16 protein-coding genes and 3 tRNA genes are annotated in these 20,327 nt (G+C 60.4%); all 19 read left to right on the plus strand.

Annotation, left to right across the window (positions count from 1 at the left end):
* Positions 1 to 162 precede the first annotated feature (162 nt).
* Positions 163 to 987 (plus strand): tRNA pseudouridine(38-40) synthase TruA, encoded by an 825-nt coding sequence (gene truA / locus CUN63_RS23795; protein WP_046047735.1) that lies wholly within the window; start codon positions 163 to 165, stop codon positions 985 to 987.
* 63 nt (positions 988 to 1,050) lie between these two features.
* Entirely contained in the window at positions 1,051 to 1,671 is a 621-nt protein-coding gene (locus tag CUN63_RS23800) for a phosphoribosylanthranilate isomerase (protein ID WP_129443020.1), read from the plus strand.
* Positions 1,672 to 1,853: 182 nt separating this feature from the next.
* The gene (gene accD / locus CUN63_RS23805) at positions 1,854 to 2,774 is read left to right on the plus strand and encodes an acetyl-CoA carboxylase, carboxyltransferase subunit beta (protein ID WP_033061847.1); all 921 of its coding nucleotides are present in this window, start codon (positions 1,854 to 1,856) and stop codon (positions 2,772 to 2,774) included.
* Positions 2,771 to 4,078, plus strand: coding sequence for a bifunctional tetrahydrofolate synthase/dihydrofolate synthase (gene folC, locus CUN63_RS23810; protein WP_129443022.1), 1,308 nt, complete (start codon positions 2,771 to 2,773; stop codon positions 4,076 to 4,078). Before accD ends, folC begins: the two co-directional genes overlap by 4 nt.
* Complete coding sequence (locus tag CUN63_RS23815) at positions 4,062 to 4,721, plus strand: SPOR domain-containing protein (RefSeq protein WP_129443024.1); 660 nt, start codon at positions 4,062 to 4,064, stop codon at positions 4,719 to 4,721. The genes folC and CUN63_RS23815 overlap by 17 nt, the downstream gene beginning before the upstream one ends.
* Before the next feature lie 98 nt (positions 4,722 to 4,819).
* A complete protein-coding gene (locus CUN63_RS23820) occupies positions 4,820 to 5,380 on the plus strand; it encodes a CvpA family protein (protein ID WP_129443026.1) in 561 nt (186 codons plus the stop codon).
* Between the two features lie 41 nt (positions 5,381 to 5,421).
* The gene (purF, locus tag CUN63_RS23825) at positions 5,422 to 6,927 is read left to right on the plus strand and encodes an amidophosphoribosyltransferase (RefSeq protein ID WP_010456022.1); all 1,506 of its coding nucleotides are present in this window, start codon (positions 5,422 to 5,424) and stop codon (positions 6,925 to 6,927) included.
* A gap of 65 nt (positions 6,928 to 6,992) precedes the next feature.
* The gene (locus CUN63_RS23830) at positions 6,993 to 8,204 is read left to right on the plus strand and encodes an O-succinylhomoserine sulfhydrylase (protein ID WP_046047729.1); all 1,212 of its coding nucleotides are present in this window, start codon (positions 6,993 to 6,995) and stop codon (positions 8,202 to 8,204) included.
* Complete coding sequence (locus CUN63_RS23835; RefSeq protein ID WP_129443028.1) at positions 8,201 to 8,977, plus strand: SDR family oxidoreductase; 777 nt, start codon at positions 8,201 to 8,203, stop codon at positions 8,975 to 8,977. Before CUN63_RS23830 ends, CUN63_RS23835 begins: the two co-directional genes overlap by 4 nt.
* Before the next feature lie 265 nt (positions 8,978 to 9,242).
* A tRNA-Val gene (locus CUN63_RS23840) sits at positions 9,243 to 9,318 on the plus strand.
* A gap of 55 nt (positions 9,319 to 9,373) precedes the next feature.
* Positions 9,374 to 9,450 (plus strand) — tRNA-Asp (locus CUN63_RS23845).
* 92 nt (positions 9,451 to 9,542) lie between these two features.
* Positions 9,543 to 9,619: transfer RNA gene (locus CUN63_RS23850), tRNA-Asp, on the plus strand.
* 394 nt (positions 9,620 to 10,013) lie between these two features.
* On the plus strand, positions 10,014 to 10,523 hold the full coding sequence (locus CUN63_RS23855) for a sigma-70 family RNA polymerase sigma factor (RefSeq protein ID WP_129443030.1): 510 nt from the start codon (positions 10,014 to 10,016) through the stop codon (positions 10,521 to 10,523).
* The gene (locus CUN63_RS23860; protein WP_129443032.1) at positions 10,520 to 11,470 is read left to right on the plus strand and encodes a FecR domain-containing protein; all 951 of its coding nucleotides are present in this window, start codon (positions 10,520 to 10,522) and stop codon (positions 11,468 to 11,470) included. Before CUN63_RS23855 ends, CUN63_RS23860 begins: the two co-directional genes overlap by 4 nt.
* A gap of 67 nt (positions 11,471 to 11,537) precedes the next feature.
* Entirely contained in the window at positions 11,538 to 13,961 is a 2,424-nt protein-coding gene (locus CUN63_RS23865) for a TonB-dependent receptor (protein WP_129443034.1), read from the plus strand.
* 355 nt (positions 13,962 to 14,316) lie between these two features.
* Positions 14,317 to 15,693 (plus strand): diaminobutyrate--2-oxoglutarate transaminase, encoded by a 1,377-nt coding sequence (locus CUN63_RS23870; RefSeq protein ID WP_129445146.1) that lies wholly within the window; start codon positions 14,317 to 14,319, stop codon positions 15,691 to 15,693.
* A 213-nt stretch (positions 15,694 to 15,906) separates the two neighbouring features.
* Complete coding sequence (locus CUN63_RS23875; RefSeq protein ID WP_129443036.1) at positions 15,907 to 17,691, plus strand: IucA/IucC family siderophore biosynthesis protein; 1,785 nt, start codon at positions 15,907 to 15,909, stop codon at positions 17,689 to 17,691.
* Positions 17,684 to 18,895, plus strand: coding sequence for a type III PLP-dependent enzyme (locus CUN63_RS23880; RefSeq protein ID WP_129443038.1), 1,212 nt, complete (start codon positions 17,684 to 17,686; stop codon positions 18,893 to 18,895). The genes CUN63_RS23875 and CUN63_RS23880 overlap by 8 nt, the downstream gene beginning before the upstream one ends.
* On the plus strand, positions 18,892 to 20,319 hold the full coding sequence (locus tag CUN63_RS23885; RefSeq protein ID WP_129445147.1) for a DHA2 family efflux MFS transporter permease subunit: 1,428 nt from the start codon (positions 18,892 to 18,894) through the stop codon (positions 20,317 to 20,319). Before CUN63_RS23880 ends, CUN63_RS23885 begins: the two co-directional genes overlap by 4 nt.
* The last annotated feature ends 8 nt before the right edge of the window (positions 20,320 to 20,327 follow it).

Raw genomic sequence — 20,327 nt, forward strand, 5'->3', positions numbered from 1 at the left:
CGGTCCAATGTGGGAGCGAGCTTGCTCGCGATGAGGCAATCACATTCAGCGCAGTACCGCCTGTTGTACTGGCGTCCCCGTCCGGCGGCCTTATAATGCCCGCCTTTGCGTACATCAGCAGGCTGTCACTCCTTGGCAAATATAGATAATCCGGCCGCCGAAATGGTGGCCGACGGCTTTTTCCGGATCGCATTGGGCGTTGAATACAAAGGCTCGCGCTATCGCGGCTGGCAGCGCCAGGCTTCCGGCGTACTCACCGTGCAGGAAACGCTCGAAAAGGCCTTGTCCAAAGTCGCCGATTCACCGGTGTCGCTGCTCTGCGCCGGGCGTACGGATGCCGGTGTGCATGCGTGCGGTCAGGTGGTGCATTTCGATACCCAGGTCGAGCGTTCGATGAAAGCCTGGGTCATGGGCGCCAATATCAATTTGCCTCACGACGTCAGTGTCAGCTGGGCCAAGGTCATGCCGGCGCATTTTCATGCGCGGTTCAAGGCGATTGCCCGGCGCTATCGCTACGTGATCTACAACGATCAGATCCGCCCGGCGCACCTGAACGAAGAAATCACCTGGAACCACCGTCCACTGGACGTCGAGCGCATGGCCGAGGCGGCGCAGTACCTGGTCGGCACCCACGATTTCAGTGCTTTCCGCGCTGGTCAATGTCAGGCCAAGTCGCCGATCAAGGAGCTGCATCACCTGCGTGTCACGCGCCACGGCAAGATGATCGTGCTGGACATCCGCGCCAGCGCCTTCCTGCACCACATGGTGCGCAACATTGCTGGCGTGCTGATGACCATCGGTGCCGGCGAGCGCCCGGTGGAGTGGATGAAAGAGGTTCTGGAGAGCCGCATTCGCCGGTCCGGCGGGGTGACGGCGCATCCGTACGGCCTGTACCTGGTGCAGGTCGAGTACCGCGACGAGTTTGAATTGCCCGAGCGTTACATTGGGCCGCACTTCCTGACAGGCTTCTCGGAACTTGACGGCTGACGCCCTCGAACGCTTTTGTTACCATCCGGGACTTTCTCGGATTTACCTTGGGGTTCTATCGACATGTCGGCCGTTCGCAGCAAGATTTGTGGGATTACCCGCATAGAAGATGCGTTGGCAGCGGTCGAGGCCGGGGCTGATGCGATCGGATTTGTGTTCTACGCCAAAAGCCCACGGGCCGTGACGTTTCAGCAGGCGCGCTCGATCATCGAGGCGTTGCCGCCGTTCGTGACCACTGTAGGGTTGTTCGTCAACGCCAGCCGCTGCGAGCTGGGGGAAATCCTCGACGCCGTGCCGCTGGACCTGTTGCAGTTCCATGGCGACGAAACCGCAGCCGAGTGCGAAGGCTGGCACCGTCCGTACATCAAGGCGCTGCGGGTCAAGGCCGGTGACGATATCGCGGCTGCGTGCGATGCGTTTCCAAGTGCCAGCGGTATCCTGCTCGACGCCTACGTTGAAGGCGTACCCGGCGGAACCGGTGAGGCGTTTGACTGGTCTCTGATACCGCAAGGCTTGAGCAAACCGATCATCCTGGCGGGTGGCTTGACGCCGGACAACGTCGCCGAGGCGATTGCAAGGGTTCGGCCTTATGCCGTGGACGTCAGCGGTGGGGTAGAGGCGAGCAAGGGCATCAAGGATCACACAAAGATTCAGGCATTCATTAAAGCGGTACGCAATAGCTGATGTGACGGCTGGCACACTGCCGCCGTCCACAGGCATGGCTGAGGGTTTTTGGGGTGTACGCAGGTCACGTTTAGCTGATCCGGCAACCCATCGATCATCGCCACACACATGAATTTAGCTCAAGGGCATACGCGGGGCTGCGAACCAGAGCGTTCGGGCCGCCGGTACTGGAGAAAGAAAGCATGAGCAACTGGTTAGTAGACAAACTGATCCCTTCGATCATGCGTTCCGAGGTCAAGAAGAGCTCGGTGCCTGAAGGTCTGTGGCACAAATGCCCGTCTTGCGAGGCTGTGCTGTATCGTCCGGAGCTGGAAAAGACCCTGGACGTTTGCCCCAAGTGCAACCACCACATGCGTATCGGCGCACGCGCCCGTATCGACATCTTCCTCGACGCCGAAGGCCGTGCCGAACTGGGCGCGGACCTGGAACCGGTTGACCGTCTGAAATTCCGCGACGGCAAGAAGTACAAGGATCGCCTGACCGCTGCGCAGAAGCAGACCGGCGAAAAAGACGCACTGATCTCCATGAGCGGCTCCCTGTTGGGCATGCCGGTAGTGGTGTCGGCCTTCGAATTCTCCTTCATGGGTGGTTCGATGGGCGCCATCGTTGGTGAGCGTTTTGTTCGCGCCGCCAACTACGCGCTGGAAAACCGTTGCCCGATGATCTGCTTCGCCGCTTCCGGCGGTGCACGGATGCAGGAAGCCCTGATCTCCCTGATGCAAATGGCCAAGACCTCTGCGGTGCTGGCGCGTCTGCGTGAAGAAGGCATTCCGTTCATCTCCGTGCTGACCGACCCGGTCTACGGCGGTGTTTCCGCTAGTCTGGCGATGCTTGGCGACGTGATTGTCGGTGAGCCGAAAGCCCTGATCGGCTTTGCCGGTCCGCGCGTCATTGAACAAACCGTGCGTGAAAAACTGCCGGAAGGCTTCCAGCGCAGCGAGTTCCTGCTGGAACACGGTGCGATCGACATGATCATTCATCGTCAGGAACTGCGTCCGCGTCTGGGCAATCTGCTGGCACAAATGATGGGCCTGCCGACGCCGAAATTCGTCGCCGCGCCAATCGAGCCAATCGTGGTTCCACCGGTGCCCGCCAACATATGATCGAACGTACCCTTGGCGAGTGGCTCGCCTACCTTGAGCAGTTGCACCCTTCGGCCATCGACATGGGCCTGGAGCGCTCGCAACAGGTAGCGTCCCGCATGGGACTGGGCAAACCGGCGCCTCGGGTGATCACGGTCACCGGCACCAACGGCAAAGGTTCTACCTGCGCATTCGTGGCTTCGTTGCTGCGGGCGCAGGGCCTGAACGTCGGTGTCTACAATTCTCCGCACCTGCTGCGTTACAACGAGCGGGTGCAGGTCAATGGCGTCGAAGCCACTGACGCCGAGCTGTGCGAAGCCTTTGCAGCGGTCGAGGCGGGCCGTGGCGACACATCCCTGACGTACTTCGAAATGGGCACCCTGGCGGCGTTCTGGCTGTTTCAGCACGCCAGTCTCGATGCGGTGGTGCTGGAAGTCGGGCTGGGCGGGCGTCTGGACACCGTCAATGTGGTCGATGCCGATATGGCGCTGGTCACCAGTATCGGTGTCGATCACGCGGACTACCTGGGCGATACCCGCGAGTCCGTGGCGTTCGAAAAGGCCGGCATCTTCCGCCAGGGCGCGCCTGCGCTCTGTGGCGACCTGAATCCTCCACAACCTCTGCTGGATAAAGCGCGCGAGCTCAATTGCCCGTTTTTCCTGCGTGGGCGCGATTTTGACCTCGGCATCACCGATCACAACTGGCAATGGCGCGGTCTTGACGCTCAAGGGCGAGTGGTCGAGCTGCACGATTTGCCGTTGCTCGATCTACCGATGGAAAACGCCGCGCTGGCGTTGCAGGCTTACCTGTTGCTCGGGTTGCCTTGGGTGGATGCACAAATTATTGCAGCGCTGAAAGCCACTCGGGTGGTCGGTCGCCTCGATCGCCGTCAGTTCGACTGGCAGGGCACGCGCCTGAACCTGTTGCTGGACGTGGGGCATAACCCCCATGCGGCAGAGTATCTGGCTCGCCGTCTGGCCAGCCGTCCACCGGCCGGCAAGCGTCTGGCGGTGTTCGGACTGTTGGCGGACAAGGATCTGGATGGTGTTGTCGGTGAATTGAATGCTAGTGTCCAGCAATGGGCCGTCGCGCCGCTGGATTCACCGCGAGCACGCCCGGTTGCCGATTTGCACGCGGCGTTGCAGAACCTTGGCGCCTCGGTAACGTCCTATGACAGCGTGGCCGCCGCCCTGGAAGGGCAGTGCGCGCTGGCGACGAGCGACGACGAGATTCTGTTGTTCGGATCATTTTATTGTGTCGCCGAGGCCCTTGAATGGCTGGCCCGGCGCTCCACGGAGGAAGCGGCAAATGGCATTGCTGGATAAGGCATACAAGCAGCGCATGGTTGGCGCCCTGGTTCTGGTGGCGCTGGCGGTGATTTTCCTGCCGATGCTGTTTTCCCGTCAGGATGAACAGCGTCAAGTGACGGTTGAAGCCCCGGCTGCGCCGCAAGCGCCTGCGGTGCCGCAAGTTCAGGTCGAGCCGGTGGTGGTGCCTGAGCCGCAAGCGCTGCCTCAGGAACCTGTGCCGAGTGATGATGAAATCGCTCAGCAAGAAGCACCGATCACACCGATTGCCCCAAGTGCCCCGGTTGCGCCTGCACCTGCCGCCAAACCGGTCGCGCCAGCACCTGCGCCGGTCAACAAACCAACGGTTGCACCTAGCCAGCCCATCACGGCTGCACCGGGCAAGCCGGACACGACTCAAAGCCGCGTCGATGCCAATGGCCTGTCGGTCAGCTGGTCGGTGCAATTGGCCAGTCTGACTAGCCGCGCAAGTGCAGAAAGTCTGCAGAAATCCCTGCGCAGCCAGGGCTACAACGCCTACATTCGTACTGCCGACGGCAAGAATCGGGTGTTTGTCGGACCGCTGATCGAACGTGCAGAAGCCGATCGTCTGCGTGACTTGTTGGGTCGCCAGCAGAACCTCAAGGGTTTTGTGGTGCGTTTCCAGCCTGAGCGTGGTTAAAACTATCGACCCGATTTGAAATGCACTGACAATCGCAGCTTACCGATAGCCATGCGCTCTGCTAAAATGCGCCGCCTTATCCGTCTGTAGGCTGCACTGTGCCATTTACCTGGGTTGATTGGGCGATCGTTGCAATCGTCGCCATCTCCGCTTTGATCAGTCTGAGCCGCGGCTTCGTCAAAGAAGCACTGTCGCTGGTGACCTGGATCATCGCAGGAGTCGTCGCCTGGATGTTCGGTGGTTCATTGTCCGAGTACCTCGCCGGATACATCCAAACGCCGTCTGCCCGTGTGATCACGGGCTGTGCCATCATGTTTGTCGCCACGTTAATCGTAGGCGCAATGATCAATTATCTTATCGGCGAATTGGTTCGCGTCACCGGGCTATCCGGGACCGATCGATTCCTCGGCATGGCCTTCGGCGCCGCGCGTGGCGTGTTGCTGGTGGTCGTGGCGGTCGGGCTGTTGAGCCTGGGGCCGGTACAGCAGGACGGGTGGTGGCAAGAGTCACAGCTCGTGCCAAAATTTCTATTGGTCGCAGATTGGTCCAAAAACCTGATTCTCGGGTGGAGCAGTCAGTGGCTTGCCAGCGGTATCAGCGTACCCGCTGAGATACCGTTCAAGGAGCACCTCTTGCCGATGGTCAAAACGCCTCAGTGAGTTGTGTTCAGTTCAGATCCATTAAGTAGGGGTTGCGTCGCATGTGTGGCATCGTCGGTATCGTCGGTAAGTCGAACGTCAATCAGGCGCTGTATGACGCGCTAACCGTCCTCCAGCACCGCGGCCAGGACGCTGCCGGTATCGTGACCAGCCATGATGGCCGGTTATTCCTGCGCAAGGACAATGGCCTGGTGCGTGACGTGTTCCATCAACGTCACATGCAGCGCCTGGTCGGTCACATGGGTATTGGCCATGTGCGTTACCCGACCGCGGGCAGTTCGACCTCGGCCGAAGCCCAACCGTTTTACGTCAACTCGCCTTACGGCATCACCCTGGCGCATAACGGTAACCTGACCAACGTTGAACAGCTGGCCAAGGAGATTTACGAATCTGACCTGCGCCACGTCAACACCAATTCCGATTCGGAAGTGCTGCTCAACGTGTTCGCTCACGAACTGGCCCAGCGCGGCAAGTTGCAGCCCACCGAAGAAGACGTGTTCGCGGCCGTTACTGACGTGCACAACCGTTGCGTCGGTGGTTACGCGGTCGTGGCGATGGTGACCGGTTACGGCATCGTCGGTTTCCGCGACCCGCACGGCATCCGCCCGATCGTCTTCGGTCAGCGTCACACCGACGAAGGCGTCGAGTACATGATCGCTTCCGAAAGCGTCTCTCTGGACGTGCTCGGTTTCACCCTGATTCGCGATCTGGCACCGGGCGAAGCGGTCTACATCACTGAAGACGGCAAGCTGCACACCCGTCAGTGTGCGACCAACCCGTCCCTGACCCCGTGCATCTTCGAACACGTGTACCTGGCGCGTCCGGACTCGATCATCGACGGCGTGTCGGTCTATAAAGCACGCCTGCGCATGGGCGAAAAACTCGCCGAGAAGATTCTGCGCGAGCGTCCAGAACACGACATCGACGTGGTCATCCCGATTCCGGACACCAGCCGCACCGCGGCCCTGGAGCTGGCGAACCACTTGGGCGTCAAGTTCCGCGAAGGCTTCGTGAAGAACCGCTACATCGGCCGGACCTTCATCATGCCGGGCCAGGCTGCACGGAAAAAATCCGTACGCCAGAAGCTCAACGCCATCGAGCTGGAATTCCGCGGCAAGAACGTGATGCTGGTGGACGACTCCATCGTTCGCGGCACCACCTGCAAGCAGATCATCCAGATGGCCCGCGAAGCCGGCGCCAAGAACGTTTATTTCTGCTCCGCGGCACCGGCCGTTCGCTACCCGAACGTCTACGGCATCGACATGCCGAGCGCTCACGAGCTGATCGCGCACAACCGTTCGACCCAGGACGTGGCTGATCTGATCGGCGCCGACTGGTTGATCTATCAGGACCTGCCTGACTTGATCGAAGCGGTCGGTGGCGGCAAGATCAAGATCGAGAAGTTCGATTGCGCGGTGTTCGACGGCCAGTACGTCACCGGCGACGTCGACGAGGCTTACCTGAACAAGATCGAGCAGGCACGTAATGATGCCTCCAAGGTCAAGACGCAGGCAGTCAGTGCGATCATTGATCTGTATAACAACTGAGTAACTACCGGCCCTGAGGGGCCGGTTTTGTATCTACTAAAAAGAGCAAGGCAAGGAGTGACAGCATGAGTCAGGATTGGGATGCCGGTCGGCTGGACAGCGACCTCGAAGGCGTAGCGTTCGACACCCTGGCCGTACGCGCCGGTCAGCACCGCACGCCGGAAGGCGAACACGGTGATCCGATGTTCTTCACTTCCAGCTACGTATTCCGTACCGCCGCCGACGCGGCCGCACGTTTTGCCGGTGAAGTGCCTGGCAACGTTTACTCGCGCTACACCAACCCGACCGTGCGCGCGTTCGAAGAGCGCATTGCCGCGCTGGAAAGCGCCGAGCAAGCCGTGGCCACGGCGACCGGCATGGCCGCGATCATGGCGGTGGTGATGAGCCTGTGCAGCGCCGGCGATCACGTGCTGGTGTCGCGCAGCGTATTCGGTTCGACCATCAGTCTGTTCGAGAAGTACTTCAAACGCTTTGGCATTGAAGTCGATTACGTGCCCCTGGCGGACTTGTCCGGTTGGGATGCGGCGATCAAGGCCAACACCAAGTTGCTGTTCGTCGAATCGCCGTCCAACCCGTTGGCCGAGCTGGTGGACATCGCCGAACTGTCGAAAATCGCTCACGCCAAAGGCGCGATGCTGGTGGTCGACAACTGCTTCTGCACCCCAGCGTTGCAGCAGCCGCTGAAGATGGGTGCGGACATCGTCGTGCACTCGGCGACCAAGTTCATCGACGGCCAGGGCCGTTGCATGGGCGGTGTTGTGGCCGGTCGCAGCGAGCAGATGAAAGAAGTCGTCGGTTTCCTGCGGACTGCCGGGCCGACCCTGAGCCCGTTCAACGCCTGGATCTTCCTCAAGGGCCTGGAAACCCTGAGTCTGCGTATGAAGGCGCACTGTGCCAATGCCCAGCAACTGGCCGAATGGCTGGAGCAGCAGGAAGGCATCGAAAAAGTCCATTACGCCGGTCTCAAAAGCCATCCGCAGCACGAGTTGGCCCTGCGTCAGCAGAAAGGCTTTGGTGCGGTCGTGAGTTTCGAGGTCAAGGGCGGCAAAGAGGGTGCCTGGCGCTTCATCGATGCGACCCGTCTGATTTCCATCACCGCCAACCTCGGTGACAGCAAAACCACCATTACGCACCCAAGCACCACCTCTCACGGCCGTCTGGCGCCGCAAGAGCGTGAAGCAGCGGGCATTCGTGACAGTCTGATCCGCATCGCGGTCGGTCTGGAAGACGTGGCTGACCTGCAAGCCGATCTGGCGCGCGGGTTGGCTGCCTTGTGATCGAGTTGTCCACGCCGACCACCGGCACCAATGGCCGCGTCGCACTGGTCACGGGTGCTGCGCGGGGCATTGGGCTGGGGATCTCGGCCTGGCTGATCAGCGAAGGCTGGCAAGTGGTGCTGACTGATCTTGATCGAGTACGCGGTTCGAAAGTGGCGAAGGTGCTCGGCGACAACGCCTGGTTCATCGCCATGGACGTCTCGAACGAAGGGCAGGTGGCGTTGGGCGTCGCCGAGGTGCTGGGGCAGTTCGGGCGTCTGGATGCGCTGGTGTGCAACGCGGCGGTTGCCGATCCGCACAACATCACCCTTGAAAGCCTTGATCTGGCGTACTGGAATCGGGTGCTGGCAGTGAATCTCAGCGGGCCGATGCTGTTGGCCAAGCACTGTGCGCCGTACCTGCGCGCTCACAGCGGCGCAATCGTCAACCTGGCCTCGACCCGCGCCGGGCAGTCGGAGCCCGACACCGAGGCTTATGCGGCGAGCAAGGGCGGCCTGTTGGCCCTGACTCATGCCTTGGCCATCAGCCTCGGGCCGGAAATTCGCGTCAATGCGGTCAGCCCCGGCTGGATCGATACGCGGGATCCTTCCGCACGTCGTGCCGAACCGTTGACCGATGCCGATCATGCCCAGCACCCGGCGGGCAGGGTAGGGACGGTCGAGGACGTGGCGGCGATGGTCGCCTGGCTGTTGTCGAAGAACGCCGGTTTTGTCACGGGCCAGGAGTTCGTGGTCGATGGCGGCATGACCAAGAAGATGATTTACAGCGAGTAATAGGGTGGGGCGCTGTCTCCAGCATTGATGTTGAATGTGCCGCCGTCTTCGCGAGCAAGTCGAATCGTCGCACCGCCGCTCCCACAGTTGATTTTCGTCGAGCACAGAACTGATGCTCACTGCAGAACCCTTGTGGGAGCGGGCTTGCTCGCGAAAGCGGTCTGACAGCGTAAGACACGATTTTGTCTTTTTCAGAAAAACTTCAAGCGGGGTATTGACTTAGCTTCGGTACCTGCGTAAATTTCGCGGCCTCGGAGATGCAAACGGGTGATTAGCTCAGCTGGGAGAGCGTCTGCCTTACAAGCAGAATGTCGGCGGTTCGATCCCGTCATCACCCACCACTTCCGAGAGTCTTGCGAAAGCAAGATGGAAGCTTTTAAAAGCCTCCACCGACGCGCAGCGGTAGTTCAGTCGGTTAGAATACCGGCCTGTCACGCCGGGGGTCGCGGGTTCGAGTCCCGTCCGCTGCGCCATATTTTCCGAGTCAGGTTTATTCTGGTTCGAGATTGAAAGCCTCGAAGCTTTCAGTCAGACGAGTTACTTGGACGCAAGTCCAAAGCGATACGCAGCGGTAGTTCAGTCGGTTAGAATACCGGCCTGTCACGCCGGGGGTCGCGGGTTCGAGTCCCGTCCGCTGCGCCATATCTGCCTCAAGGCCCACTGAACGCCTTGGAGCTACGAAGAAAGCTGCTGGTAAAGCCAGTGCCTACTTCGAGTCGATAGCAAAGACCCTGGTCGAAAGACCGGGGTTTTTTGTGTCTGCGATTTGGCTTTTCTCTCCTGCTCTCCGCAACCATGGGTATTCGCATCTGCCAGCCAAATGCGGCCGTGTGTCGAATTCTTACTCCTCTCGACGATTTCCCTTAATAACGCTCAGCCCTGATTAACCGGTAGCTGCGTGGCAGAAACACCAGTCTTTCATTCGCGTATTCAAGGTTTTCCTGGGGGCAAACCGCACAAAGCGCTTGGTTTGAAGTCTCAACACTAATTAGAATGAGTCGCATTTAAAATATTTCTTCGCGCAGGGTTCCTTTAGATGAGTGATGCAGCGATGCCGGCGGCGCAAACTTTCCACGACCTGTACCGCGACCATCGTGGCTGGCTCGAAAGCTGGTTGAGGCGACGCATGAGCAATGGCCATGATGCGGCGGACTTGAGCCAGGATACATTCGTGCGTTTACTCGCCAGCGCCCAGCACATCGCTGACTTGCAAGAACCCCGCGCCTATTTGGCGACGGTCGGCAAGCGACTGCTCACCAATTTCTATAAGCGCCGCAGCCTGGAGCAGGCCTACCTCAGTGCGCTGGCGCTGCTGCCCGAGGACTGCGTGCCATCCCCCGAGCAACGTTGGTTGCTGCTGGAAACCCTGCAAGCCCTGGATGAATTGCTCGATGGATTGCCGACCGCGGTGCGACGGGCGTTTCTCTGGAGCCAGTTGGAAGGCTTGGGTTATCACGAAATTGCCGAACGCCTGCAAGTCTCGGAGCGCACGATCAAGCGCTACATGGCGCAAGCCTATGAGCATTGCTTGCTGGTGGATTTGTGATCGGTTCGGCGCCTTCGGCTGAAGCCCGGCAAGTCGTGCGGGCTGCCGCTCAATGGCTGGCGCTCATGGAATCAGGCGCCGCCAATGAACGCGATCGTGCCAATCTGCAGCACTGGCGTGACAGCCATCCCAGCCACGAACAGGCCTGGCAGAAAGCCCAACTCTTGCGCCAACGCTTTGCCGACCTGCCGTCAGCACTGGCTATGGCCAGCCTGGATCGGCCGCAGACGAGTCGGCGCACGGTGCTCAAGCGCGCCGTCGGGGCGGTGGCGCTGGTGCCAACCGCTTGGCTGATCAGTCGGCAGCTACCTCTGGATGTCTGGCGCGCTGACCTGCGAACCGCGACCGGGGAGGGCAAAAAGGTCCAGTTGGCCGATGGCAGCTCGCTGCAATTGAACACCGCGAGTGCCGTCGATATCGACCTGAAGAACCGCCGGCTGAGACTCGTGGAAGGCGAATTAGCGCTGAATGTGCCCTGCACATCGCCACTGACGATCCAGACGCACTTCGGGCAAGTGGTCGTCAGTCAGAGCGAAGTGTGCGTTCGTCAGGGGCAGGCGGGGTGCAAGGTGTCAGTGCTTAAAGGCGCGGTGCAGTTGCAGCCTTTGCGCGGGCCGGTCTTTTCATTGCGCGCGGGCCAGCAAGTCAGCCTTCAGGCGATGGGCGCGGGCGCCGTAGAGCCTTTCGATGTGCTTGCCCCAGGCTGGCGCGACGGCGTGTTGATGGCACAGAACCAGCCCCTGGGCGATTTTCTGCGCGAACTCAGCACCTATCGTCCGGGATTGTTGCGCTGGGAACCGCAACTCGAATCCCTGCGCGTCACCGGCAGTTTCCGTCTGGAAGACACCGATCGCATCCTGACGTTGCTGGCGGCCAGCCTGCCGCTGGAGGTGCATAGGCGAACCCGCTACTGGGTCACGTTACTGCCGCGCAAAAATAGTGTCTGAGGCCTGTCCCCTTTTTTCGCGTCGCTTGTCATTCAAGGCAAGTGAAACGAAATCAGAGAGATTCTCAATGCCAGTAGTGATGCCCTGCAGTACGCGTCTGGGTTCTTCCAGGCTGCGCCCGTTGTTGCACTTGAGTCTGTTGCTGAGTCTGAGTGCCTGTCCGTTGTTCATCACTGCCGGTTGGGCCGAAGACGCGCCTCGACGCAGTTACCAGGTGCCGGCAGGAAGCCTCAGCGCAGCGCTGACCCGTTTCGCCGGGCTGGCCGGGGTCAATCTGTCAGTGGACCCGGCACTGGTGGGCAGTCGCACCAGCCCTGGACTTTCCGGCGAGTACGCGGTGGAGGAGGGCTTTGCCCGACTGTTGCAGGGTTCAGGTCTGCAACTGCAGCCGGTAGGTGAAGAGGCGTACATCCTGACCCCGGCGCCAGAAGGCGGCAGCCTGCAACTGGGCGCCACCTCGATTCTCGGTGCCATTGACTCGGAGCACGGCGATCCGTATGCCGGCGGCCAGGTCGCGCGCCGTGGTTCACAGGGCCTGCTGGGCTCGAAAGACTTTATGGAAACGCCGTTCAGCATGACCACCTACACCAGCGAGGTGGTCAAAAACCAGCAGGCGCGTACCTTGGGTGACCTGATTGCCAACGATCCTTCGGTTCGCGCCACCAACCCGGCGGGTGGGCGCTATGAGCAGTTCACCATTCGAGGGTTGAGCCTGTTCAATAGTGATGTTGCCTACAACGGTCTCTACGGCGTCCTGCCGACCTATACGATCGACATGGAGATGGCCGACCGCGTCGACGTCCTCAAAGGTCCGAGCCAGCTCATCAACGGCATCTCGCCGCGGGGCAGCGTGGGTGGCGGGATCAACGTGGTGCCCAAGCGCGCGACCGACAAGCCCATCACTTCATTCACCGGCAGCTACGCGTCCGACAACCAGGTCGGCGGTGCCGTGGATGTCGGCCGGCGCTTCGGTGAAGACAACAAGTTCGGTCTTCGTTTCAACGGCGTGAAGCAATCCGGCGACACCGAATGGGATCACCAGAATGTCGACCGCGAGATGGCCGTGCTGGGCCTGGATTTTCGCGGTGAACGCCTGCGACTCTCGACGGACATCGGGCGCACCGAGCGTGATACCGACGCCCCGCAGGAGCGCGTACAGGTTGGCCCTAACGCGCAGGTTCCGCATGCCAGCGATGTGCGCCGCAACTATGCGCAGCCCTGGAGCAAGGCGAGTACCAACGACACTTTCGGCATGGTGAACGGCGAATTCGATGTCAGCGATTCCGTGATGCTGTACGGCGGTGTGGGCGTGCGCAAAAGTAACCATGACTTCCTCCGACATGCCGTTTCGGTCACCAACAACGCTGGCAATTTCAGCGTTCTACCCCGTGACTTCACCCGTGACGAAAATGTCCGGACGGCTACGGCGGGGGTGCGCAACTGGTTCCATACCGGCCCGGTGAGCCATGAAGTCAACCTGGCCGCCAGCTATTTCTACATGGGCTTTGAAAACGGCGGCGCCCGTTATGCTGCGGCCAACAGCAACCTCTACAACCCCGTGGTAACACCAACGCCTGTCCGGCCCACGCGACAGGATTCGGAGGTCTATACCGAAAACCGCTCCACCGGTGTGGCGCTGTCCGACACCCTGGGTTTCTTCGATGACCGGCTGCTGCTGACCCTCGGCGCCCGCTGGCAGCGCGTGAAGGTTGACGACTGGACCGATAACGTCAGAGGCGACACCGCCTACGATGAGGAAAAGGTTTCTCCGTCGGGCGGCATCCTGTTCAAGGCCACCGATAAGTTGTCGCTGTATGCCAACTACATGGAAGGCCTGAGCCAGGGCAAGATCGCACCGTCGACCTCGGTGAACGAGGACGAGATCTTCCCGCCGTTCATCAGCCGCCAGGTCGAGGTCGGTGCCAAGTATGACGCCGGTGCGTTCGCCGTCACCGCCGCCGTGTTCCGGATCAAGCAGCCGGCTTACGAGACCAACGCCACGACGCGCGTCTTCGGCCCGAACGGCAAGCGTGAGAACACGGGTGTGGAACTGAGCGTGTTCGGTGAACCGCTCGATGGTTTCCGTCTGCTCGGCGGTGTCATGTACATCGACAGCGAATTGAGTAACACCACCAATGGCACCTTCGACGGCAACCGGGCACCGGCCACGCCGAAATACAACGTCAACCTGGGCGCCGAGTGGGACGTGCCGACTGTACAGGGCCTGACCTTGACCAGCCGCGGCATTTATTCCAGCTCGCAGTACCTGGACCAGTCCAACAACAAGGAAATCGACTCCTGGGAGCGTTTCGATGTGGGCGCACGCTATGCGTTCAAGGTCGAGGAAAAGAACATCACCCTGCGTGCCAATGTCGAGAACGTGGCGGACAAGCGCTACTGGAGTTCGGCCGGGGCCTCGGATGACAGCGAGCCTGGCTTGACGCTGTCGACCCCGCGCACCTACCTCCTTTCGGCGACCGTTGACTTCTGATCCACCCGTGTCGTGCGCCTCAGGGATCGGGGCGCCATCGTTGAACCATGACCTGATTCGTATAGAGGAAGGACATATGCACCCCCTCAGTTAATGAACATTCAAGACACTTGCGTATAAGTCGCTATCTGTCGGTAGCCTATACCGAAGTTGTCAGTTGCGTTAAAAGATCATGGCTAGATCATGGCACTTCCGGAGTTCATACCAGGTTTATTAACTTGGTTTTTTGCGTGTCTGATGGTTTTTAAAGTAGTTCAATTCGCTATATGTAAATTTCCAAATCGGTTGTAAGAATTAGTTGCAACAACTTGTTAATGAGAATAAGTTGCATATCGAATTTAACGAGGGTGAAGCGATGTTGAATGATGGCGTATTGCACTCTAATCCTTTGCAAAAAACCAATGCCGACTATTTGGCTCGACAAAGCAAGTTTGAATCTAATGTCCGTAGTTATCCACGCAAGTTGCCGCTGGCCATCGCCAAGGCGCACGGGCTCTGGGTTACTGATGTTGAGGGCAATACTTACCTCGACTGTCTGGCTGGCGCCGGTACTTTGGCCCTGGGGCACAATCATCCGGCCGTCATGGCCAGCCTCGACAGCTTCCTCGCCTCAGGTCTGCCGATGCACACCCTGGACTTGACCACCGCGGTCAAGGACGCTTTCAGCGAAACCTTGCTCAGCCTGTTGCCGAACCAGGGCCGTGATTACTGCCTGCAATTTTGCGGGCCGTCCGGGGCGGATGCGGTGGAGGCCGCGCTGAAACTGGCCAAGACCTACACCGGGCGCAACAACATCATCAGTTTCTCCGGGGCCTACCATGGCATGACCCACGGCGCCCTGGCCCTGACCGGCAACACCGCGCCGAAAAATGCCATCGCCAGCCTGATGCCCGGGGTGCAGTTCATGCCGTACCCCCACGAATACCGTTGCCCGCTGGGCATTGGCGGTGAGGCCGGGGTCGAGGCCTTGACCCACTATTTCACCCAGTTCATCGAAGACGTCGAAAGCGGCGTGTCACTGCCGGCGGCGGTGATCCTTGAAGCGGTGCAGGGTGAGGGCGGGGTCAACTGTGCCCCGGCGAGCTGGCTGCGGGCGATCCGCGAGGTGACGCGCAAGCACGGCATCCTGCTGATCCTTGACGAAGTGCAGACCGGTTTCGCCCGCACCGGCAAGATGTTTGCCTTCGAACACGCCGACATCGAGCCGGACCTGATCGTCATGTCCAAGGCGGTCGGTGGCGGTTTGCCCATGGCAGTGCTGGGCATCCGTCGTGAATTCGACGCCTGGGAGCCAGGCAATCACGCCGGCACCTTCCGCGGCAACCAGATGGCCATGGCCGCCGGGCTGGCCACGTTGCAGGTGCTGCAGCAACAAAACCTCGCCGCCCAGGCCGAGCGCCAGGGCCAGTGGCTCAAGGACCGACTGGTCGAGTTGCAGGCGCATTATCCGGCCCTCGGCCAGGTGCGCGGTCGCGGCCTGATGCTGGGCATCGAGATCGTCGACGAGCGCCAGCCGGCGGATCGCCACGGGCATTTCCCGATGGACCCGGCGCTGGCCGCGGCCATCCAGCAACAGTGCTTCAAACAAGGCCTGTTGCTTGAGCGCGGCGGGCGTAAGGGCAATGTCATCCGCTTGTTGCCACCCTTGATTATCGACGATGAACAATGCCAGCAAGTCATCCAGCGTTTTGATAACGCGATGGCTGCCGCGTTATTGCAGTTGCGCCGTTGAATTAATCAATCGTAGTTGCTTTAGCAGTCCGCCGAATTGCAGTTTGATGACGTTGCTGTAAGTAACTTTGATGGTCGTCTGATTGTTTAAAAAAGTTTCAGTGAAGTGATGTCGTTACGTGGGGTTTCGTCGGCTGTTAAACAGGTCGATCAGCAACTAATTTTTTCGCCATATAACGTGTCCAGTGGCCTCGCGGGCTACTGTGGAGCACCCATGAATCATCCAGATCGCAGTGTTTTATCGAATATGGTCAGTGAGTTGGCGACGACGCGTGCGTTGCTTAATTGTTTGATCAAAGAGTTTGCCTTGCCGGAAAACTGCCTCAGTTACAGTTGGCCGACGCAGATGCAAGGTATCGCCCCGGGCAGTTACCTCGAGGGCCTGGAATGGAAGGGCATTCCGCTGACCATCAAGCTGCCCAACCAGCAGCAGTTCTTTGTAATGGTGGACCGCCGTGATGGTCTCGGCAGTCACCGTTACCTGTCGGACGTTTATGCCCGGCGTGGCGAGGGCGACTGGTCGTGCCTGAGGTTTACCGAGTTCGTCGAGCAGTTGCTCACGGCGTGCGAACACATGACCCGCGCCAGCAACGACGAGTTGCTGGATCAGGTGTTGCAAAGCCAGTTGCTGACCGCGGCCATCGTCGGCCACAACATGGACGGCCAGCACCCGGCACCGCTCAGCGGTTACCTCGCCAGCGAGCAGGGTTTGTGGTTCGGTCATCCGAACCACCCGGCACCCAAGGCGCGCCTGTGGCCCGCTCATCTGGCCCAGGAAACCTATGCCCCGGAGTTCCAGGCCCGCACGCCGTTGCACCTGTTCGAGGTGCCGCTGGAAGGATTGAGCGTCGGGGCCAACGGCCTGAGCAAAGCCCAAGTGCTGGCCGGTTTTGCCGATCAAGCGCAGGCGCGGCCGGGGCACGCGGTTATCTGCATGCACCCGGTTCAGGCTCAGCTGTTCATGCAGGATGGCCGGGTTCAGCGTTTGTTGAAATCCGCGGCCATCGTCGATCTTGGCGCCACAGGGCTGATGGCCAACCCCACGGCGTCCATCCGAACCTGGTACATCGAGGGCCATGAGTTCTTCATCAAGGGCTCGCTGAACGTGCGCATCACCAACTGCGTCAGGAAAAACGCCTGGTACGAACTGGAAAGCGCACTGATGATCGACCGAGTCTTTCGTAACCTCCAACTGACCCGACCCGAAACCCTTGGCGGGCTCTCGGTGGTGGCCGAGCCGGGCAATTTGAGCTGGGCGCCGCAACAGGCCAGCGAAGCCGATAACCACTGGTTCCGCGAACAGACCGGGGCGATCCTGCGGGAGAACTTCTGCCTCGACACCGGCACCGACTGCAGCATCATGGCCGGTACGTTGTTCGCTCGTGGCCTGCATTTACCGCCCTTGGTGCATGAGTTCCTGAGCCGGTTCAACGGCAATGACATCGACGATCAACAGCTGTTGAGCTGGTTCGACGACTATCAGGCGCTGCTGCTACGGCCGGTGCTGGCGCTGTTCTTCAACCACGGCATCGTCATGGAACCGCACTTGCAGAACAGCGTACTGGTGCATGACAACGGTCGTCCACAACGCTTGCTCCTGCGGGATTTCGAAGGGGTCAAACTGACCGACGAACTGGGTGCTTACCGGATCGACGCAGATGTTCATCCACGGGTGCGTGAGTCGCTGCTTTATTCCCGCCAGCAAGGCTGGAATCGCATCGTCTATTGCCTGTTCGTCAACAACTTGTCCGAGGCTGTGCTGGCCCTGAGCTGGGAGCGTCCGCACCTGGCGCCGCTGATGTGGCAACGGGTGGAGCAGCAATTGATCAGCATCCGCGCCGAATTGACCCGCGCTGCGCCGGAGTTGGATGCGCTGATCGCCGGTCAGCCGATTGCCTGCAAAACCAACCTGAAAGTCCGTCTGGCCGCCAAGGCCGATCGCCAGGCCAGCTACGTCAGTCTGGTGTCCCCGTGGGGCAAGGAGGCCAAGCATGGATAAGCTGCCCGAAACGGTATTGGCCGCCATCGACGAAGCCCGCCTAAAACACGAAGACCCACTGGCGCTGTTCATCTATGACCTGGACGCGCTGAAACAGCACGTGACGCAGGTGATGGCGGCGCTGCCTGAAGGCGTGGAGCTTTATTACGCGATCAAGGCCAACAGTGAACCGCAGATCCTCGCCGCCATCGCGCCGTTGGTGCACGGGTTCGAGATTTCCTCCGGCGGCGAGATCGATCGTCTCCGGGTCTGCTCGACGCGCAAGCCGTTCATCTTCTCCGGCCCCGGCAAACTGGACTCCGATCTGCGTTCGGCGCTGCAACATCAGGTCGAAGCGATTCATATCGAAAGCCTGAATGAAATCGTCCGCCTGCAACGGCTGGCACTGGAAGCGGGGCATGTGCAAGACGTCTTGCTGCGGATCAACCCCGAACTGCCTTCGCCGCTCTCCAGCAAACTGGCGATGGCCGGCACGGCCACACCGTTCGGGATTGATGAGTCGGAACTGGCTCAGGCGGTCAGTTGGGTCGATAACGCCAGCCACCTGCGGCTCAAGGGTTTCCATGTGCATGCGATGTCCCATCAGTCGCTGGTGGAGCGCCATGAACAATTGCTCGATCTGTACCTGCAGCGCTGGCCGCAATGGAAGGCGTTGTCGGCCGATCCTGCGGCGATCACTCACCTCAATGTGGGCGGTGGCATCGGCGTTAATTACCTTGGGCCGCAGCAATTCGATTGGCAGCGCTTGTGTACGCATTTGGGGCAAAGCCTGGCAGCCTGTGCCGATGCGCCCATCGTGCGTTTTGAGCCCGGTCGTTTCATCAGCGCCTTCTGCGGCTACTACGCCATTGAAGTGCTGGACAAGAAAACCAGTCACGGCAAGCACTTCCTGGTCTGTCGGGGCGGTACCCATCAGTTCCGTTTGCCGGTTGCCCAGGGACATGATCACCCGATCATTCATCTGCCCCGGCATCGCGTAACGCCAACGGCGACACAACAGAACTGGACCGTCGTGGGGCAGCTCTGCACGCCCAAGGATGTGCTGAGCCGAGATTGCCCGCTCACCGGGGTGGAGATCGGCGACATGCTGGTGCTGCCCCTGGCCGGTGCCTATGGCTACAACATCTCCCACGCCGATTTCCTCTGTCATCCGCGACCGCCGCAGGTGTTTGTGCAAGAAGCCGGAGTCGCCCCGTGGGATTGACGTTTGCCGTGCCGCGCTGGTTGGTGGTGGTCAATGTGTTGTTGGGCACGCTGACGGTCAGCCTGAACAACAGCTCGCTGAATCCGGCGTTGCCGGCATTCATGGAGGCCTTTCAGATCGGTCCGCTGTTGGCCACCTGGATTGTTGCTGCGTTCATGGTGAGCATGGGCATGACCATGCCACTCACCAGTTTTCTCAGCCAGCGGGTGGGGCGCAAATCCCTGTATTTGTGGGGCGTGGCGTTGTTTGTCTGCGGTTCGCTGCTGGGAGCGCTGGCCAACTCCATCGCGCTGGTGATTGCCGCGCGCGTGGTGCAAGGGATCGCCAGCGGGCTGATGATTCCGCTGTCGCTGGCGATCATTTTTTCGGTGTACGCCAAGGGCGAGCGGGGCAGGGTTACCGGCCTGTGGGGCGCGGCGGTCATGCTGGCGCCGGCATTGGGGCCCTTGTGCGGGAGCCTGATGCTGGAGTGGTTCAGTTGGCGTTCGCTGTTCCTGATGAATGTGCCGATTGGCCTGCTGGCGCTGATCCTGGGCATCGGCGTTTTGCCGGCTTCTGAAGCATCGGAACGCAAACCTTTCGACCTGGCGGGTTACTTGCTGATCGCGACGGGTATCGGTCTGTTGATGATTGCCGTTGGCCGTCTGCGCCATGCCGAAGCCCTCACTGATCCGCTCAACCTTGGCATGCTGCTGGCGGCCATTCTGTGTCTGGTTGCGTTTGTACGACTGGAACTGAACCGGGCCGCGCCGCTGCTCAACCTGCGCATCTTTACCCTGCGCGGTTATCGCTTGAGCGTGATCATCGCGGTGGTGCAGTCGGTCGGCATGTTCGAATGCCTGGTGCTGCTGCCGCTGCTGGTGCAAGTGGTGATGGGCTACAGCGCTATCTGGACCGGCCTGTCCCTGCTGTGCACGGCGATGTTCGCCAGCCTGTTCGGGCATCTCGGCGGTAAGTGGCTGGACCGACACGGCCCTCGCGGGGTGGTGCTCTGGGGGCTGCTACTGACCGGGGGCGCCACCCTGGGATTGGGCATGCTGGGGGCTGGCGCTTCAATCGGTGTGGTGTTTTTTCTGATGATGGTCCGCGGCGCCGGGCTGGGCCTGTCCTATATCCCCATCACCACCGCCGGGCTCGATGCGCTGCCTGAACCGATGGTCACCCAGGGCGCGGCAATGAATAACATTTCCCGTCGTCTCGTCTCGTCACTGGCCATCGTGATTGCCTCGCTCTGGCTCGAGTTTCGCCTGGCCGCCGATTCGGCGGGCGGCATTGTTTCGGTGGCGACCCCAGGGGCGATCAGCGAGGTCTTCTTGGCCACCGGCATCCTCATCCTGCTGGCATTGCCCTGTGCCTGGCGTTTTCCCGTTCACGCATCCAACGAGCCGGCCGAGGCACTGCCCTCAGCCCTCGAACACCGTTAATTCTTTCA

This window comes from Pseudomonas sp. ACM7 (genome assembly GCF_004136015.1).
GTDB lineage: Bacteria > Pseudomonadota > Gammaproteobacteria > Pseudomonadales > Pseudomonadaceae > Aquipseudomonas > Aquipseudomonas frigoris.

Coding starts and splice junctions, on each gene's coding strand:
- CUN63_RS23875 (WP_129443036.1), top strand. CDS start 15,907: ATGAATCATCCAGATCGCAGTGTTTTATCGAATATGGTCAGTGAGTTG.
- CUN63_RS23815 (WP_129443024.1), top strand. CDS start 4,062: ATGGCATTGCTGGATAAGGCATACAAGCAGCGCATGGTTGGCGCCCTG.
- truA (WP_046047735.1), top strand. CDS start 163: ATGGTGGCCGACGGCTTTTTCCGGATCGCATTGGGCGTTGAATACAAA.
- folC (WP_129443022.1), top strand. CDS start 2,771: ATGATCGAACGTACCCTTGGCGAGTGGCTCGCCTACCTTGAGCAGTTG.
- CUN63_RS23880 (WP_129443038.1), top strand. CDS start 17,684: ATGGATAAGCTGCCCGAAACGGTATTGGCCGCCATCGACGAAGCCCGC.
- CUN63_RS23865 (WP_129443034.1), top strand. CDS start 11,538: ATGCCAGTAGTGATGCCCTGCAGTACGCGTCTGGGTTCTTCCAGGCTG.
- CUN63_RS23870 (WP_129445146.1), top strand. CDS start 14,317: ATGTTGAATGATGGCGTATTGCACTCTAATCCTTTGCAAAAAACCAAT.
- purF (WP_010456022.1), top strand. CDS start 5,422: ATGTGTGGCATCGTCGGTATCGTCGGTAAGTCGAACGTCAATCAGGCG.
- accD (WP_033061847.1), top strand. CDS start 1,854: ATGAGCAACTGGTTAGTAGACAAACTGATCCCTTCGATCATGCGTTCC.
- CUN63_RS23855 (WP_129443030.1), top strand. CDS start 10,014: ATGAGTGATGCAGCGATGCCGGCGGCGCAAACTTTCCACGACCTGTAC.
- CUN63_RS23800 (WP_129443020.1), top strand. CDS start 1,051: ATGTCGGCCGTTCGCAGCAAGATTTGTGGGATTACCCGCATAGAAGAT.
- CUN63_RS23830 (WP_046047729.1), top strand. CDS start 6,993: ATGAGTCAGGATTGGGATGCCGGTCGGCTGGACAGCGACCTCGAAGGC.